Origin of the sequence: Methylobacterium sp. Leaf104, assembly GCF_001422885.1 — a bacterium.
Lineage (GTDB): Bacteria > Pseudomonadota > Alphaproteobacteria > Rhizobiales > Beijerinckiaceae > Methylobacterium.
Genome location: NZ_LMMZ01000001.1, coordinates 810674 through 827926 on the forward strand (window position 1 = coordinate 810674; position 17253 = coordinate 827926).

Annotated in this window: 13 protein-coding genes; 8 read left to right on the forward strand and 5 right to left on the reverse strand. The window is 69.8% G+C overall.

Annotated elements, in window-relative coordinates; translation table 11 throughout:
* Positions 1-53: 53 nt before the first annotated feature.
* On the forward strand, positions 54-3509 hold the full coding sequence (locus tag ASF49_RS03825; RefSeq protein ID WP_056467794.1) for an SbcC/MukB-like Walker B domain-containing protein: 3456 nt from the start codon (positions 54-56) through the stop codon (positions 3507-3509).
* 10 nt (positions 3510-3519) lie between these two features.
* Here the strand turns inward: ASF49_RS03825 and ASF49_RS03830 are convergent, their stop codons facing one another.
* Positions 3520-3996: a cupin domain-containing protein gene (locus ASF49_RS03830; protein ID WP_056467797.1), complete on the reverse strand. Its 477-nt coding sequence runs from the start codon at positions 3994-3996 to the stop codon at positions 3520-3522.
* A 1053-nt stretch (positions 3997-5049) separates the two neighbouring features.
* On the opposite strand from ASF49_RS03830, the gene ASF49_RS03835 reads away from it, so the two are divergent.
* On the forward strand, positions 5050-5838 hold the full coding sequence (locus ASF49_RS03835; RefSeq protein WP_082510793.1) for a Crp/Fnr family transcriptional regulator: 789 nt from the start codon (positions 5050-5052) through the stop codon (positions 5836-5838).
* 42 nt (positions 5839-5880) lie between these two features.
* On the opposite strand, the gene ASF49_RS03840 is transcribed toward ASF49_RS03835, so the two are convergent.
* Complete coding sequence (locus tag ASF49_RS03840; protein WP_056467799.1) at positions 5881-6084, reverse strand: ribosome modulation factor; 204 nt, start codon at positions 6082-6084, stop codon at positions 5881-5883.
* A gap of 155 nt (positions 6085-6239) precedes the next feature.
* Positions 6240-8663, reverse strand: a complete 2424-nt coding sequence (locus ASF49_RS03845) for a hybrid sensor histidine kinase/response regulator (RefSeq protein ID WP_056467803.1) — start codon at positions 8661-8663, stop codon at positions 6240-6242.
* Positions 8664-8975: 312 nt separating this feature from the next.
* Between ASF49_RS03845 and ASF49_RS03850 the strand changes: the two genes are divergently transcribed.
* The 6 genes from ASF49_RS03850 (at position 8976) to ASF49_RS03875 (ending at position 14617) form a co-directional block, all read left to right on the forward strand.
* On the forward strand, positions 8976-10067 hold the full coding sequence (locus tag ASF49_RS03850; protein WP_056467806.1) for a sensor histidine kinase: 1092 nt from the start codon (positions 8976-8978) through the stop codon (positions 10065-10067).
* Positions 10064-10516, forward strand: coding sequence for a response regulator (locus tag ASF49_RS03855; protein WP_056467809.1), 453 nt, complete (start codon positions 10064-10066; stop codon positions 10514-10516). The genes ASF49_RS03850 and ASF49_RS03855 overlap by 4 nt, the downstream gene beginning before the upstream one ends.
* Before the next feature lie 110 nt (positions 10517-10626).
* Entirely contained in the window at positions 10627-11937 is a 1311-nt protein-coding gene (locus ASF49_RS03860) for a LarC family nickel insertion protein (protein ID WP_056467813.1), read from the forward strand.
* Positions 11934-12761, forward strand: a complete 828-nt coding sequence (locus ASF49_RS03865; protein ID WP_056467816.1) for an adenine nucleotide alpha hydrolase — start codon at positions 11934-11936, stop codon at positions 12759-12761. Before ASF49_RS03860 ends, ASF49_RS03865 begins: the two co-directional genes overlap by 4 nt.
* On the forward strand, positions 12758-13459 hold the full coding sequence (gene larB, locus ASF49_RS03870; protein ID WP_056467820.1) for a nickel pincer cofactor biosynthesis protein LarB: 702 nt from the start codon (positions 12758-12760) through the stop codon (positions 13457-13459). The genes ASF49_RS03865 and larB overlap by 4 nt, the downstream gene beginning before the upstream one ends.
* A 48-nt stretch (positions 13460-13507) precedes the next feature.
* Complete coding sequence (locus tag ASF49_RS03875) at positions 13508-14617, forward strand: aldo/keto reductase (RefSeq protein ID WP_056467824.1); 1110 nt, start codon at positions 13508-13510, stop codon at positions 14615-14617.
* A 241-nt stretch (positions 14618-14858) separates the two neighbouring features.
* On the opposite strand, the gene cynS is transcribed toward ASF49_RS03875, so the two are convergent.
* Entirely contained in the window at positions 14859-15347 is a 489-nt protein-coding gene (gene cynS / locus ASF49_RS03880) for a cyanase (protein ID WP_056467827.1), read from the reverse strand.
* A gap of 167 nt (positions 15348-15514) precedes the next feature.
* A complete protein-coding gene (locus tag ASF49_RS03885; RefSeq protein ID WP_056467829.1) occupies positions 15515-17200 on the reverse strand; it encodes a right-handed parallel beta-helix repeat-containing protein in 1686 nt (561 codons plus the stop codon).
* Positions 17201-17253 lie beyond the last annotated feature (53 nt).

The following is a 17253-nucleotide window of genomic DNA, read 5'->3' on the forward strand; positions in this document are numbered from 1 at the left end:
ACAGCGTCCATTCCGAGGCGATCACATTCGCTTCGGGACTTCCAGCACCGGCCGTGTACCGCCTCACCGACATCGTTCTCTCGAACTGGTACCTGATCCGCCGCGAGCAGATCCGGATCCGGGGCGCCGCTGCGCTGGTGGGACCCACGGGCGCCGGCAAGTCGACGATCTTCGACGCGGTCGGCACGGTGCTCGCCGGTAACAACGCGAGCCGGCTCGCCCTGAACGCCTCGGCCTCCGGGCGCAGCGCCCGCACGGTGCGGGACTATTGTCTCGGCTGGATCAGCGACCCGGCAGAGGGCGGGCGTCCCACTCGCGAGGCCTGTGAGACCCTGATCGTCCTGGTCTTCGAGAACGAAACCACGGGCCGGGTCGTCTCGGCCGGGCTCGCCTTGGCGGCCCGAGCGGAGGACAGCCGGGAGACCACGCTGTCGCGCTTCGTCCATGTCGGACACCGCTTCGAAGTCGCCGACTACGTCCGCGAGGCGCCGGGCGGCAGCTTCGTCGCGCCCTGGGCCGAGATCGCCAAGGACCTGCGGACCCGCGGCGAGACCTTCGACGAGTACCGGGCGTCGGGCGAGCGCTTCACCACCGAGCTGCTCGGCATGCTGCGCGAGGGGGCCGCGGTGCCGGAGCCGCGCCATTTCCTGCGCACCTTCTCCAATGCGGTCGCCTTCAAGCCGATCTTCGACTCCTCGGCCTTCGTCCGCTCCTTCGTGCTCGAGCCCGAGCCCCTCGATGTCGCGCGCATCCGCCAATCGGTGGAAACCTGGCGGCGCCTCCTCGAGACCATTGAGGAGCTCGAGCGGCGCCTGTCCCAGCTTGCCCGCATCCTGGGGCGCTACGAAACCTGGGCGGAGGCGAGCCTCGCCTCGGCCCTCGGCGAGTTGCGCGCCGCAGATGCCGACCTGCGGCGTCGTATCCTCGACAACGTCACCGCGCGCCAGGCCCTCAGGGATGTCGCCGAGCGCCTGCGGATCGCCCGGGAGAGCGTCGCCACGAGTCAGGGCTTCGTCCGTGAGATCGACGGCGAGATCGCCGGCAAGAAGGCGCTCCTGGCGGGCACCGCCGCCGAGGGCCGGCTCGCCGCCTCCAATGCCGGTCTCGCCATGCTGGCCCGCGATCGACGCGACCTCGCCGCCCGGGTCGGCGAACTGGTCGGCATCGTGCTCGACGCCGGCAAGCTTACGGTGAACATCGGCGAGATCCGTAAGGTTTCGCCCGAGGCCGCCCGTCTGGTGGAAGCCTGCGCCCGGTCCGGTCTGCGGCGGGAGGCCAATCCGGAAGAAACCCTGCGCTCGGACGGTCCCCTCGCGGCGCTCATCGGCGGACTTGCGGGAATGCCGCAGATCGCGACGCCCCTCGAACGGGCAGCGGAAGATGCGGCCCTGCGCGCCCGGTCTCTGGAGAACGAGGCGCAGGCGCGCGCGCCGGCGCCGAGCGCAGGTCGGAGTTCGGCGCCGCGCCTGTCCGCCGACGTAGCGGCGTTTCGCGAGGAACTGGCGGGCCGCGGCATCGTCGCGACGCCGATCTGCGAACTCGCCGAGATCACCGATCCGAAGTGGGGGCAGGCGCTGGAAGGCCTCCTCGGCGGGGCACGGGAGGCGCTGGTGGTGCAGCCCGACCGGCTCAACGAGGCCTTCGCTCACCTCGAAGCGCGCAAGAGCCAGTTCTATCGCTGCCTGCTCGTGAAGACGACGGATACGGCACGGCGCCGCGGCGGGCGCGACGACGAGGGTCCCCTCGCGCTGATCGCGACGGCGGATCCCCATGCCCAGGCGTTCCTCGGTGCACGCCTCGGCGGCTACGACCTCGCTCCGAACGATGCAGCGCTCGTTCATATGAGCCGCGCCGTGGCCCCGAGCGGGCGCTCGACTTCGGGGATGGCCTATTCCGTGGTTCGGCCCGTCCAGCTGATGATGACGCGCGGGCATCGCGGACCCACGGCGGAGAGCCGCCAGGACTGGGAACAGGCGGTGGCCGAGGCGCGCCGGGCGCGGGCGGAAGCGGACGTCCTGCGCGAAGCCTCCCGGATCGCCGCCGCCCTGACGCGTCGGCTCTCCGAGACCAGCCTCGATCTCGCGGAACTCCGCGCCGAGGCGGACGCCATCGAGGGCCGGCGCCGCAGCCTGACCACCGAGCGGGAGAGCGTCGAGCGCGCCGAGACCGGCGTCTTGGAAGCCGAACTCGTCGAGCTCGCCAAGGAGCGTTCGGCCTACCTCACCGAACTCGTCCAGGTGCTGGAGCCGAAACGCGACCTCCTCCTGGGCGAGGAGGCTGGCCTGAAGGCCAAGGTGGCATCGAGCCGCGAGGCGGCCCGCGCCGCGCTGCAGGCGCGCCGGACCGCTTACCAGCGCTGGACCGGCGGCGACAGCATGCGCATCCGCCTCGTCCGCCCGGGCGCCTTCGACCCGCAGGCGCTGGCCGGGTTGCGCGCCGAGCGGTCGGACCTCGACGCGAAGGCGTTGGCAAGTCTCGCCAACACGGCCCGCGCGCGGGCTCGCGAGGCGGCGGAGACGGCCCGGACCCAGGGACGTGCCGCGGAGCGGGATCTTGCCGAGTACTGCGTCCAGTGGCGCATCGAGAATCCGCTCGGTACCGGCGATGCGCCGGCCTCTTTCGGCTACGGCTGGGCACAGCGCGCCCATGACGAGGTGGCGGGACACGAGCTGCGCCGCTATCGCGACCAGGCGCGGCGGGCGGAGAACGAGATGCGCCGCCTGATGATCGAGGACTTGTTGACCCGGCTCGCCGACAAGTTCGAGCGCGTCCGCGCGCGCCTCGATGCCTTGAACGAGCGCTTGTCGAGCCAGACCTTCACCGGGCAGACCTACGCCTTCGAGGCGGAGGTCGACCGTCGCTACGCTGCCGTCCACGCCCTGGCGACCGAGGTCGCGCGCTCGCCGGACGCCGCCCAGGCGATCCTGCCGGACGAGGGCGGCGCGATCCCCGACGGCCCGCTCTCCGCGGCCATCGACGAGATCACGGCCCTGATCGCCGGGGAGGAGAGCGCGGCGCGGCTCGCCGATTACCGCAACTACTTCGTCTACGAGATCGGCATGCGCGACCGGGCGGGCAACCGCACCACGATGTCGAACCGCGCCCTGCGCGGGTCCGGGGGCGAGGCACAGGCGCCGTTCTACGTCGCCATCGCCGCCTCGCTCGCCTCGGCCTACTATCCGGGCGATCGGACCGGAGACGAGAACCCGGGTCTCGGCCTCTGCCTACTGGATGAGGCGTTCTCGAAGCTCGACGTGCGCAACAGCCAGGCCCTGGTGGACCTCTACCAGGCCTGGGGCCTGCAACTCCTCATCGCGGCGCCGGAGGACAAGCGCACGACGCTGACGGAGGTGATGGACACCATCGTCACCGTCTACAAGAGTCCCGACCTGACCTCCGTGAGGATCGAGGCGGAGCACCCGCTGGAGGCCGCCAAGCGGGCGCTGGCGGCGATCAATCCGGAGCGCCAGGGCATCGAGGGCTTCCGGATCATCGACGCCGCGGAATAGGGCGCCCGCGCTACCAGACCGGCTCGGGGCCGTACCAGGTGAAGTGCTTCTTGACCGGCTCGACCACGTCCCAGGTGCCGGAGAAGCCCGCGGGCGTCACGAAGGCGTCGCCGGCCCGGTAAGTCTTCGACACGCCTTCCGCGTCGGTGACCGTGACCACGCCTTCGATGAGCTGGATGAACTCCGCTCGCCCGAAGTCGATGCGGAACTTGCCCGGCTGACAGGTCCAGATTCCGGCCGCGAACAATCCGTCGGGACTTTTGTAGATGTAGGTCGCACTCTGCTCCGGCTTGCCCGAAAGGATGTGAGACCGCTCCGGCCAATAGGGCGTTTCTTTCGGCTGGACGGCCGGGAAGTCATGCGTCCGCTCCACCGGGCCCGCGAGCAGCGGCGGCGGCGGCGCGGAAGGTCGGCGCCAGGACGGCATCGTTCCCGCGAGGGCCATCAACGGACCCGCGAAAGTGTGAAGTAAACGGGCGATTTCCATTCCAAGTCCTCGGTATCACGCTCGAATCAGGGTCGCGGATATGGCTCGAAATCGCAAGTTCGTGTCGTAGATAGGTCTGGTTATCTGTATAGAACAGTTATTAATCTCTTGAATTCAAATTTTATAAACCAACGTACGCATTTCGAGACCGATCGACGGATTATCCGCCCGGTGATCCGAAGGCCGGGCGGCCCGCTGCGGAGGGGCCGATTGCGCGTCGGTCGACCACGAGCACGTGTCGAGGTCACGGCCTTTTCGAGGCCCTGCGGGGCGTGACGGATTCCGATGAGCGAATCCACCCATCGCCAAGACCGTCCGCCGGGGCGTGCGCGGGTATCCGTCGGCATCATCGCCAGACCGAGCCCGTTGTGTGGAGAGGGCGGCGGGCGAGCGACGCCGCCCGGCGCGCGGGAGATTCGGGTCCCCAGACCGCATGGCAGGCGTCTTCTGTCGTCACGGAGGATCGCGCTCCGACGCGGCCGGTCACCAGCGATGAAGGCCGAACGCCATGGGGCCGTCCAGGTGGCACCAACCTGCCAGGCGAGCGAGCGATCGACAAGTCTAGGTTGGGACGCGCTCGCCAATCGGATTCGAGGATGAATTGTCGGGTATCATACCTCAGTTCATTGCGTGAATTCGTACAGATCGGAATCGAAAGCTGCACTTGCGTCGATTGGTGTTTAAGGTCTTATCTGGAGTGCAATATCTCTGGAATTGGTCGACTTCTGACATCGGGGAGGCGTTTCATGGATAGGGATGGACCGCCACGCGGGCTGGTCTTGCCGGCCGACGAGGCCGTTGCCGCCGATTCGGATGAAACGCCGCCAGGGCCGGGCGAACGCACCGGACTCGAAGCGCGGCTCAGGGACGCCGGCCGCGCATGGGCGACGCGCAGCCTGCGCCGCCGCGGAGTTGCCTTCGTGATTCACGCGTCCGATCGGCGGGACGGCCCCGTGAGGCAAAGGGCCTCCGGCGCCCCGGGGCCGGAGAGATCCGCGAGGCCCGCGGACATCGTCAGCGCCCTCGACGAAACCGCGATCCGGAATTTGTGAGATGGTGCAGGCCCTCAGACATCCGGCGGTCGAGGATCGCCCCGTCTTCCCGGCGGCGGAAGTGCCGGCCTCGGCCCTGTTGCAGAAGCTCGAAGCCTTCCAGGACCTCTCGGCGGAGGCGCGCAAGGCGGTCTCGCGCCTCGTGGCGAGCGCCAAGGATTACCCCGCCCACACCGACATCCTGCGCGAGGGCGAGCCGGCGGACGGGGTCCTGATCGTCCTCAGGGGGTTCGCCTGCCGCAACCAGTTCCGTCAGAACGGGGCGCGCCAGATCACCGCCTTTCTCCTGCCGGGCGATCATTGCAGGCTGGAGACCGGGCTGATCAACCGGATGGATCACACCATCAGCACGCTCTCGCCCTGCCGGGTCGCACGGGTGCCCTCGGAAGCGCTGCAGGCGGTCGTGCGGCAACATCCGGCCGTCCGCCAGGCGCTTCGGATGTGCATCCTGATCAACGAGGCGACCCTGCGCGAGTGGATCGTCAACATCGGCTGCCGGACGGCGATCGAGCGCATCGCGCACCTGTTCTGCGAACTGCACCTGCGCCTGAGCAGTGTCGGACTGGTGCGGGGCATGACCTACGACCTGCCGGTGACGCAGACCGACATCGCCGTGACGGTCGGATTGTCGAACGTGCACGTCAACCGGTCGCTCCAGGCCCTTCGGAAGCAGCGCCTCATCGCGCTCTCCGGCAGGCGGCTGACCATTCTCGACTGGCAGCGCCTCAGCGAACTGGCGGAATTCAGCCCGAGCTACCTCCAGGCCGAGCGGCGCATCCTCAACGGCTGATGCGAGCCGGGGCACCTGGCCGCCCCGGCCCGTCGAGGCGGGTCAGGGCTTCGCGGCGGCCTGGGGGTCGATGGTCCCGGTCTCGGTTTCCGGGCGGTCATCCGCCGCTTCGTCGAAGGCCTGGATCCAGGCCGCGCGGTCCTCGCTTCCCTCGGCATAGGGGCAGCTCTCGCGCTGCTTGCCGTAGAGGCGGGCATTCCGGCCCTTGATGAAGGGGCTGTCGCTCGCGGTGGCGCCGTCGCTCATGTCTGGTGTCCCGATGGTTGCACGGCGCGACGGGGCCGAGGACCGGTCCGTCACGCCGCCGTGTCGCGGGTCAACCCGGAGGCCCGCGCCCGGGTTCATCCCGGCGCCCGGGTTCTTCCCGGCGGGGTCGCAGGCCGGCGATCCGGCCGGCTTCCTCACGCGTCGCCGCGCTGACCCTGGGCCACGGCCCGGCGCAGGATGCGGGAGAGGTCCTCCACCGAGTAGGGCTTGCGCAGCAGCTCGAACCCGTGCGTGCCCCGCTCGGCGATGACGTGGCTGTAGCCGGAGGCGAGGACCACCGGCAGTCCGGGATGGCGGCTCCGGATCGCCTGTCCGAGGTCGATCCCGTTCATGCCCGGCATCACCACGTCCGAGAACACCACGTCGAAGGCGCGCTCCGCCGGCTCCAGCACCTGAAGGGCCTGCTCGGCATCGGTGACCCAGCGGGTGACGTAGCCGAGTTCCTGAAGCGCCTGGGTGGCGAAGGCGCCGACCTCGAGATTGTCCTCGACCACCAGCACCCGGGTCCCGTGCCCATCGGCCAGGGAGGCCGGCTCCGGCAGGACCGCCTGCGGCGGCATCGCGCCCCGGACGCGGGGCAGGAACAGGGTGAAGGTCGTGCCGTGTCCCACGGCGCTCTCCACCACGACCTCGCCGCCGGACTGCTTGGCGAAGCCGAAGACCTGGGACAGGCCGAGGCCGGTGCCCTGGCCGACGCCCTTCGTGGTGAAGAACGGCTCGAAGATCCGCTCCATGACCTCGGGTGGGATGCCCGACCCCGTGTCCGAGACCGAGACCGCGACGAAATCGCCGCGCACCCGCGGATGCGCCCGCACGGCCGGGATCGCGAGCGCCCGGCTCACCCGGATCCGGAGCCGGCCCTCGCCGTCCATGGCGTCACGCGCGTTCACGACCATGTTGACGAGGGCGGTGTCGAACTGGCTCGGATCGGCATCGACGAGGCAGGTCAGCGGCGTGCCGTCGGCGGCGAGCCCCGGATCGACCTCGGTCTCCACCCGGATCCGGGCGCCCGTGAGGGTGCCGACCATGTCCGCCACCGAGGCGACGCCGCGCGCCACGTCGAAGACCTCCGGGCTCAGGGCCTGTCGGCGCGCGAAGGCGAGGAGCTGCCCGGTGAGCTTGGCGGCGCGCGAGACCGTGTCGGAGATCGCCCCGATGTAGCGTTGGCGGCGTTCCTCCGGCAGGTCGGGCCGCTTGAGGAGGTCGGTGGACGACTTGATGACCGTGAGGAGATTGTTGAAGTCGTGGGCGACGCCGCCGGTGAGCTGGCCCACCGCCTCGAGCTTCTGCGATTGGCGCAGCTGCTCCTCCAGGGCCTTGCGCTCGGTGACGTCGCGCCCGGCGGCATAGAAGTGGTCGCCCTGCGGAATCGCGTTCCACGACACCCAGCGCAGGTCGCCGTCCGCCGTCCGCATGCGGACGTCCAGGTTGTCGAGGACGCCGCCCTCGGTCAGGCGCGTGAACGCGGCGGTCGCGGCCGGCACGTCGTCCGGATGGAGGTAGTCGTCGAAGCGCGATCCGGCGAGGAGGTCCGTCGGCCAGCCCAGCATCTCGGACCAGGCCGGGTTCACGGCCCGGTAGAGGCCGTCGAACCCGCAGACCACCAGAAGGTCGCGGCTGGCACGCCAGACGAGGTCGCGCTCGGCCGTCCGATCCCGCGCCGTCGTCCGCAGCAGCGTCTCGGCCTCGCGCCGGTCGGTGATGTCGTTGAACAGGATCGCCACGCGGTGCTGGACCGGCTCGCCGACCCGCAGGGCGTGGACGTCGAACCAGCGCCCGAGGGCGACCGCGCCGCTCTCGAACCGCGCGGGCCGACCCGTGAGGGCGACCTCGCCGTAGGTCTCGAGCCAGCGCGGCTCGAGGTCCGGGATGACCTGGCTGACCCAGCAGCCCACCACGTCGCCGAGGCCCGCCTGACGCTCGAAGGCCGGGTTCACCTCCAGGAAGCGGTAGTCGACCGGACGGCCGCCGGCATCGAACCGCATCTCGACGATGCAGAACCCGGCATCGATGGCGTCGAACAGCGTCCGGTAGCGCGCCTCGCTCTCGGCGAGCTTGCCCTCCTCGGTGCGGAACCGGGTGACGTCGAGCTGGCTGCCGAAGAAGTAGATCAGCCGCCCGTCCGGGTCGTAGACCGGGCTGACGTAGAGCTCGTTGCGGAACGCGCCGCCGTCACGGTGATAATTGACGATCTCCACCACCACGTCGCGCCGCGCCGCGATGGCGTCGCGGACCCGGGCGACCTCGGCCGGATCGGTGCCGGCGCCCTGGAGGAAGCGGCAGTTACGCCCGAGCAGCTCCTCGGCCCCGTAGCCGCACAGGTCCTGAAACGCCCGGTTGGCGAAGACGATCGGGTTGTCGGGCTGGTTCGGGTCGGTGATGATCATCGGCATGCGGGTCTTCTCCGCCGCCGTGAACAGGAGGTCGGCGCTCGCGGCCGAGGTTCGCTGGCCCGGTTCGGGTGAGCGGACCATGGCGTCGCGCTGCGCCCGCAGCGCCGCGATCTCCGCTTCGAGTGCCTGTTCCTTCAGACGAAGCCGTTCGAGCGCGTCGTCCATGAGCCCCCGTTTCGTCCTGGGCGGAGCCGTTCGCACCGGGGGCCACCGCTCCCCGACACGATTCGCGGTGCCTGACGCCTCCCTAGCCGACGCCCGGCAGCCCGTCGATGACGCACCGTCCGGGACGATCGCGGCGGAATCGGAACCAATGCCCAAACCGTGGATTGCGGTAGGCGCCGACCGTTGACCTATGCCTGCAGGGCGAGGTTCCCGCCCCGCGGTCCGCGACACGCAATGCCGCTGAACCGCTCACGGCCAGCTCCCGCGCTGTCCATTTCCGAGAAACGATCGTTCGTGCCGAGCCTTGGACCGATGCAGACGTTCGATACGACGACCACTACCCTGCCCACCCTGCGACGCGACTCGCAGCTTCACGAGACCGAGCGACGCCTCAACGCGGTCCTGAACAACGCCTCGGTGGCGATCTTCCTGATGGATGACCGCCAGCACTGCGTCTACATGAACCGGGCGGCGGAACTCCTCACCGGATACAGCCTGACCGAGGTGCTCGCCCGCGACTGCCCGCTCCACGACATCGTCCACCACACCTATCCGGACGGGCGGCCCTTTCCGCTCGCCGAATGCGCGATCGACCGGGCTTTCCCGGAGAACAATCAGGAGCGCGGCGAGGAGGTGTTCGTCCACAAGGACGGGCATTTCTATCCGGTCGGCTTCACGGCGAGCCCGATCCGCGACGACGAGGCCCGGATCATCGGCACGATCATCGAGGTCCGCGACATCACCGAGGAGAAGGCGGCGGCCGAGCGCCAGCGCCTGCTCACCAACGAGCTGAACCACCGGGTCAAGAACACCCTGGCGACGGTCCAGTCGATCGCGGCGCAGACGTTCCGGGGCAAGACCGACACGGCGGCGCGCCAGACCTTCGACGCCCGCATGGTCGCCCTGTCGAACACCCACAACGTCCTGACCGCGCAGAACTGGCAGAGCGCGAACCTGCGCAGCGTGGTCGAGGGCGCCCTAGCGCCGCATGCCCTGGCGGAGGTGGATACCGGCCGCTTCGATCTCGTCGGCCCCGATACCCGCCTGCACCCGAAGGTCGCCGTGACCCTGGCGATGGCGTTGCACGAACTCATGACGAACGCGGCCAAGTACGGCGCGCTCTCGGTCCCCGAGGGACGGGTCGGCGTGTCCTGGACCCTGGAGCCGACCGGTGCGGGCGAGCGGCTCGACCTCGTCTGGACGGAGCAAGGTGGTCCGCCCGTCACCGAGCCGACGCGGAAGGGTTTCGGCAGCCGCCTGATCGAGCGGCAGCTGCCGATGGAGTTCGACGGCACCGCGACCCTCGCCTTCGCGCCGACCGGCGTGACCTGTCACCTGTGCGTCCCGCTCACGGCCCTCGGCTGGCACGGCCAGGACCTGGTGACGGGGCGGGCCGCACGATGATCGACCTCGGGGGACGACGCGTTCTGCTGGTCGAGGACGAGAGCCTGGTCGCCATGCTCGGCGAGGACATGCTGCTCGACCTCGGCTGCGAGGTCGAGATCGCCATGCGGCTCGACAAGGCGGTGGCCCTGGCCCGCGGTGCCGACATCGACATGGCGATCCTCGACGTGAATCTCGGCGAGACCTGCAGCTACCCCGTGGCCGACGTGCTCTTCGAGCGCAGGATCCCGTTCATCTTCGCCACCGGCTACGGCCTGGCCGGCATCGAGCCGGCCTATGGTGCCGTGCCGGTGATGCAGAAGCCCTACCAGATCGCCCAGATGGAGCGGCTGCTCCGGCACCTCGTCACCTGCGAGACCCTGCCGACCAAGGCCGGCGGCCGGCCCCTGGCCTGCGGCTGCTCGCCCGGAGCCAAGACCGGCGGGCCGCAGCAGATGCGGGCGGACTGAGCGCGGCCGCTGCGGCCTTCGGTCCCCACGCCCGGGCGCTTGCCGCCGGACCTTTCCGAACGATGTCGCGTTCGCCCTCTGCGGTGACGGGACAACGAACGCGAACGCGCATGCAGATCCACCTCGACGCCCTCGGCGGCATCGCCGGCGACATGTTCGCCGCCGCGCTCCTCGATGCCTTTCCCGATCGGGAAGCCGGAGTGCTGGACAGCATCCGCGCCACCCTGCCGGAGGTGTCCTGCGAACTCGTCCGCCACAACGACGGCATCCTGGCCGGCCGGCGCTTCCGCGTGGCGCGCCGCGGGACGGAGGGCGGCCGCGCCGAGGCCGCGCCCGTCCACCGGCACCCCGATCACGATCACGATCACGATCATGCGCACGAATCCGTGCACGGGCATCCCCACGGCGACGCAGCCGCGGCGCATGGCCACCGGCACTGGTCGCGCATCCGCGCGGAACTCGAGGCCGCGCCCCTCGATCCGGCCGTACGGAATCACGCCATCGGCATCTTCACCCGCCTGGCCGAGGCCGAGGCGCGGGTCCACGGCATCGCGGTCGCGGACGTCGCCTTCCACGAGGTCGGCGCCTGGGATTCGATCGCCGACATCGTGGCGGCCGCCCACCTGATCGCGGCCCTCGACGCCGAGGCCTGGAGCGTGTCGGCGCTGCCCCTCGGCTCGGGACGGGTCCGGACCCAGCACGGGCCGTTGCCGGTGCCGGCCCCCGCCACCAGCCTCCTCCTCGAAGGCTTCGAGACCCTGGACGACGGCGTGCCGGGCGAGCGGGTGACCCCCACGGGCGCCGCGATCCTGCGCCACCTGCGGGACATCGCGCCGCCGCGCGCCGCCGCGCCGCGGCTGCTGAAGGGCTCGGGCATCGGCTTCGGCACCAAGGTCCTGCCCGGCCTCAGCAACTGCCTGCGCGTCCTGGTCTACGAGGCGGCGGCGGCCCGCGGGAGCGGCGAGCACCGCGACCTCGGCGTGATCGAGTTCGAGGTGGACGACCAGTCGGCGGAGGATCTCGGCATGGGCCTCGACCGCCTGCGCGCGCATCCCGACATCTTCGACGTCGTGCAGATGCCGGTCTTCGGCAAGAAGGGGCGGATGATGACCCATGTCCGGGCGCTCGCCCGCGCCGGCGCCCTCGACGCGGCGGTGGCGGCCTGCTTCCGCGAGACCACCACGATCGGCCTGCGCCATCGCGTCGTCTCCGGCGCCGCCCTGCCGCGCCGGATGCACACGGTCACGGTCGAGGGCCGGCCCGTGCGGGTGAAGGTGGTCGACCGGCCGGGCGGGCGCACCGCCAAGGCGGAGGCCGACGATGCCGTCCCGCAGGAGACCCACGCGACCCGCGCGGGCCTGCGCCGCGCGGCCGAGGCGCTCGCGCTCCGGGCCGATTCGGAGAACGGGGGCGCGGCATGAGCCTCGATCCCCGGCAGCGCCTGAACGATGCCCTCCGGGAGACCCGGCCGCTCGCGGTCGCGGTCAGCGGCGGCGTCGACAGCCTGACTCTTGCCGAGACCGCCCACCGCCTCCTGGGGGCCGACCGGGCGCTGATGGTGCACGCGGCCTCGCCGGCCGTGCCCGCGGAGGCGACGCGGCGGGTGCGGGACGCGGCGGCCCGGGCCGGCTGGTCCCTGCGCGTGGTCGAGGCCGGCGAGTTCGCCGATCCGAACTACCGCGCCAACCCGGTCAACCGCTGCTTCTTCTGCAAGACCAACCTCTACGCCACCATTCGCCGGGTGACCGACCGGACCATGGTGTCGGGGGCCAATCTCGACGATCTCGGCGAGTACCGGCCGGGTCTCGACGCCGCGCGCGAGCACGGCGTGCGCCATCCCTACGTGGAGGCCGGACTGGACAAGGCCGCGGTGCGGGCGCTCGCCCGCGACCTCGGCCTCGGGGCGGTGGCGGAACTCCCGGCGGCGCCCTGCCTGTCGAGCCGGGTCGAGACCGGAATCCGGATCGAGCCCGAGACCCTCGCCTTCATCCATGCCGTCGAGGGCCTGGTCAGCCGCACCCTCGACGCGTCGACCGGTCCGAGGCGCGCCGTGCGCTGCCGCGTCCGGGCCGCCGGGATCGTGGTGGAGCTCGACCCCGACAGTCTCGCGGCGCTCGACGGCTCGCGCCGGAGCGCCCTGGCGGCGGAGATCCTGGCCGGCGCGCCGGCGAACCTGCCGGAGGCACCGGTGCGCTTCATGGCCTACCGCACCGGCAGCGCCTTCCTGACGGGGGCGGCCCGATGAGCGTCGCCGACGAGTTCGTCCTCGACTTCGCCCGACCCGAGCGGATCGGCCTCGAGGAGGCGATCTACGCCGCCGGCAAGTCGCCGGTGCAGATCGACGCGATCCTGGACGCCGCCGCCGCGCGCGGTGCGCCGCTGCTGCTGACGCGCCTCGACGCCGACAAGCACGCGGCCCTCGCCGCGCCGCACCGCGCGCGGATCGATTACTGCGCGGTCTCGCGGACGGCGATCTTCGGGCAGGCCCGCCCGATCACCGGGCCGGCCCGGATCGGCATCGTCGCCGCCGGCACCTCCGACGTTCCGGTCGCCCGCGAGGCCGAGCGGACTCTGGCCTATCAGGGCCACGCCTCGACCCTCTTCGCCGATGTCGGCGTCGCGGGGCTCTGGCGCCTGACCCGGCGGCTCGACGAGATCTGCGCCCACCCGATTCTCATCGTGGCCGCCGGCATGGATGCGGCCCTGCCCAGCGTCGTCGGCGGCCTCGTCGCCAGCGCCCTGATCGCGGTGCCGACCTCCGTCGGCTACGGGGTGGCCGCGGGCGGCCGCACCGCCCTCGACGCCGTGCTGGCGAGCTGCGCCCCCGGCATCACCGTGGTCAACATCGACAACGGCTACGGGGCCGCCTGCGCGGCGATGCGCCTGCTCCAGGCCGCGCGGGCCCTCTCGGATCTCACGTCCAGCGACGGAGCGCGGGCCTGACATGCCGCGCCCGTTCCGCATTACCCCCCATCACACCGGAGAGCAGACATGGAACGCCGCAGCTTCCTTCAGGGCGCCGCCGCCGGCGCCGGCCTCGCCGCCACCACCAGCGCCGGCGCGGCCGTGACCGCCCCCGGCCTGCCCGATACCCGGCCGAGGGACCCGGCCGACCTGCCGCTCCGCACCGATCTCGGCGAGCGCCGGGGCGAGATGCTCTACCGTCCGTTCGGCCGCCACGACGAGAAGATCTCGGCGATCGGCATGGGGGGCTTCCACCTCGGCAAGAACGCGGTCTCCGACGACGAGGCGACCCGCCTCATCCATGCCGGCATCGATCGCGGCATCACCTTCATGGACAATTGCTGGGACTACAACGGCGGACGCTCGGAGCTGCGCATGGGCGCCGCCCTCGCGCAGGGCGGCTACCGCGACAAGGTCTTCCTGATGTCCAAGATGGACGGGCGCACCAAGCAGGAGGCGATGCGCCAGATCGACGAATCCCTCAAGCGCCTGCGCACCGACCGCATCGACCTCGTGCAGCACCACGAGATCCTGCGCTTCGACGACCCGGACCGGGTCTTCGCCGAGGGCGGCGCCATGGAGGCCTTCGTCGAGGCGCGGAAGGCCGGCAAGCTGCGCTACATCGGCTTCACCGGCCACAAGGATCCGCGCATCCACCTGCAGATGCTCGAGGTCGCCGCGGAGCGCGGCTTCGAGTTCGATTCCGTGCAGATGCCCCTCAACGTGATGGACGCGCATTTCCGCTCGTTCGGGCACCTGGTGCTGCCCTATCTCGTCCAGCACGGCATCGCGGCGCTGGGCATGAAGACCTTCGGCGACGGGGTCATCCTGAAGAGCGACGCGCCGATCAAGCCGCTCGAATACCTGCACTTCTCCCTGAACCTGCCGACCAGCGTCGTGATCACCGGCATCGAGAGCCAGCGCGACCTCGACCAGGCCTTCGAGGCGGTGAAGACCTATCGGCCGATGGACAAGGCCACGGTGGCCGAACTCCTGGAGCGCAGCAAGCCCTACGCGCTCCAGGGCAAGTACGAGCTGTTCAAGACCTCCGCCACCTTCGACGGCACGGCCAAGAACGCGGCCTGGCTCGGCGAGGACGTCGAGAGCGTGAAGAAGCTCGCGCCGACGATGGAGTGAGGTTCGAAGGACACCATTCGCGTCGGTGCGACCCATCCCGGCCGGGGGGCTTCGCCTCCTATCCCCGGCAGTACCGGGACGCCATCCGGGGCGCGCCTGCGGCGCCCCGGAACGACGCAGGGCGCGCCGCGGTCGGATCGCCGGGCCAGGATGGCGTCGCGGTCGCAGCGGACCGTGACGCGGTGCACCCTGCGCGTGCCGGCGCGGAGCGCTGCCGCGGCGCTGCGCGCCGGCCGGCCGCTCAGCCTTCCTTGAAGCCGTATTCCGGCACGCCCTCTTCGTTGCCGTAGTACTTGTACGGCAGGAACTTGCCCGAGAGGTTCATCTTCACCCGGTCGCCCTTGTTGTTGGGCTCGCGTTCCATGGTCATGTTGAAGTCGATCGCCGACATGATGCCGTCCCCGAACTCCTCCTGGATCAGCTCCTTCCAGGTGGTGCCGTAGACCATCACCAGCTCGTAGAAGCGGTAGATCAGCGGGTCCGTCGGCGGCATCTGGGCGATCGAGCCGCGGTAGGGCGCCTCGTTCAGCATCCGCTCCTCGGACGGCGACAGGCCGAACAGGGCGGCGGCCTTGGCGGCCTGGGCCTTCGGCAGCTTCATCTGCCCCATGCAGGCGGCGGTGATCAGGATCGGCGAGATGCCGCCGATCTCGTCCTGGATGTACTTCCAGGTCCAGCCCTTCTCGCGCTTGATGTCGAGGAGTTTCTCGGTGAGGTCTTCGCGCTTCATGCCTGGGATCTCCGTGGCGGGTTGAAGGGGCGCCTCGTCCGGGCAAGCAGGACTGGTGCCGCTTCGCGGATCCGCCAGGGTGAAAATCGGCCCGATCGAGCCGGCGCCGGGAGCGGGCCAATGCCGCGTCGAGCGCCCGTCCCGAGCCCGGTCTCCCGGCAAAGCCCTTAGGCGAACAGCATGGTGTCGGACGGAGCATGGACGACGAAGGCCTTGCCCTCGTCGACCCAGCCGGCGCCGGCCGCGCCGTTGTTGATGCCGGCGGCCTCCTCGGCGCTGCCCGCATAGTGATGCAGCCCCGTCACCTTGTTGTAGAAGCGCTCCAGGGTCATGTGCCCGGCACCGCTCGCATCGTTGTAGGCCTGGAAGGCGACGCCCTCGTAATGGTAGCTCGAGGCGGAATTGATCAGCTGGTCCCGTTCCGCGACGCTGTCCGTCAGGAAGTGCGTGCCGGACTTCGTCTCCAGGAAACGGAACACGTCGTGGGTGAGCGCGCTCTGGTCGGGCGTCCCCCAGGGGGAGCCCTCGAAGTTGAACGTCGGCATCGTGCTCAGGATCTGCTGCTTTTCGACGCCGCTCGTGGTGTAGAAATGATCCCCCGTGTTGGTGTCGAAGAACCGGTAGATGGCGCGGAAACTCCCGTCGGTGGCTGCCGCCGTGGCCGCGGTGGTGGGGCTTGCCGCCGGGACCACGGAAGTCGTCACGAGCGTGGCGCCCGCACCCCCTGACTGGGCGGCGAGGGCCTGCACGATGGAGACGTCCCCGGTCAGGCTCAGCGTCGAGAACCGTTCGCCGGCATTCAGCGTCATCTCCCARTTGTTGTAGAGATGCGTCGCCGACGAGGGCATGTAGAAGACGTTGTTGTAGTGATAGTCGCCGGTCTGCTTGAAGAACGAATCGCCCGTRTTCAGGTACATGGCRTTGTCGTGAAACGCGATCTGCCCTGCCTTGTAGGCGGCGTCCAGGAAGACGCTGGCCATCTGCTTSGTGCTGTTGTTCTGTTCGATGACCGARTTGTGGCTGACGTCCACGTTGGAGAACTTGCTGGCGAATCCGCCGCCACCRTTGTGCAGGACCATGAAGCCGTTGTTGTTCAGGCTGACGTTGTTGGTGATGGAAATGTTCGTCAAGGAATTGTTGTAGCCACCGGCCTCGATGAAGCCGACGCTGTTYTCGACCCAGTTGTCGTGGATCTTGATGTTGTCCATGTTGCCGAACAGCTCGATGCCGCCGCCGTCGTAGGTGTAGTCGTAGCTGGCGGCCTTGCCGTTGGTGACGCGATTGAACGAGACTTCGTTGTTGCTGTTGCCGATCAGGATCCCGACCGCACCGTAATCGTCATCCTTGATGTCGGGCGTATTCTTGATCATCTTCAGATCGTGAAAATAGCTCCGCGTGACGAGGTTGTTCGTGCCGTTGAGCATGACGCCTTCGCCGACGTTGCTCGCCTCGATGTTTCGAAYCGTCACGTAGCTCGACGTCTTCATGACGTTGATGCCGGCYTGTCCGGCCGCGCCGATGTTCAGRCCTTCGACGACGATRTATTTCGAATTGGCGATGTTGATGCCATCCGAGTAGCCCGMGGCGTTGTTGTTGATGACGGCCGCGGCACCCAGTCCATAGGTGGTGAAGGTGATCGGYGCCGCCTCCGTGCCGGATGCCGCGATGTTCAGGGCGCCCGTTCCGGCCGCCGAGGCGGTGTAGGTCGTGCCCGCCTTGAACGCGACGGTGTCGCCGGCCTGCAGCTTGAGCTTGTTGACCGCGTCGAGGCTCGCGAACGGAGTGGCCATGGAACGGCCGCTGTTCTGGTCGCTCGCTGCGGACGAAGATGCGTCGACGTAATAGATCGTCATCACACGGTCTCGGTGAATGGTAAAATTGACTTCAGTTCATCGGTAGGTCCTTC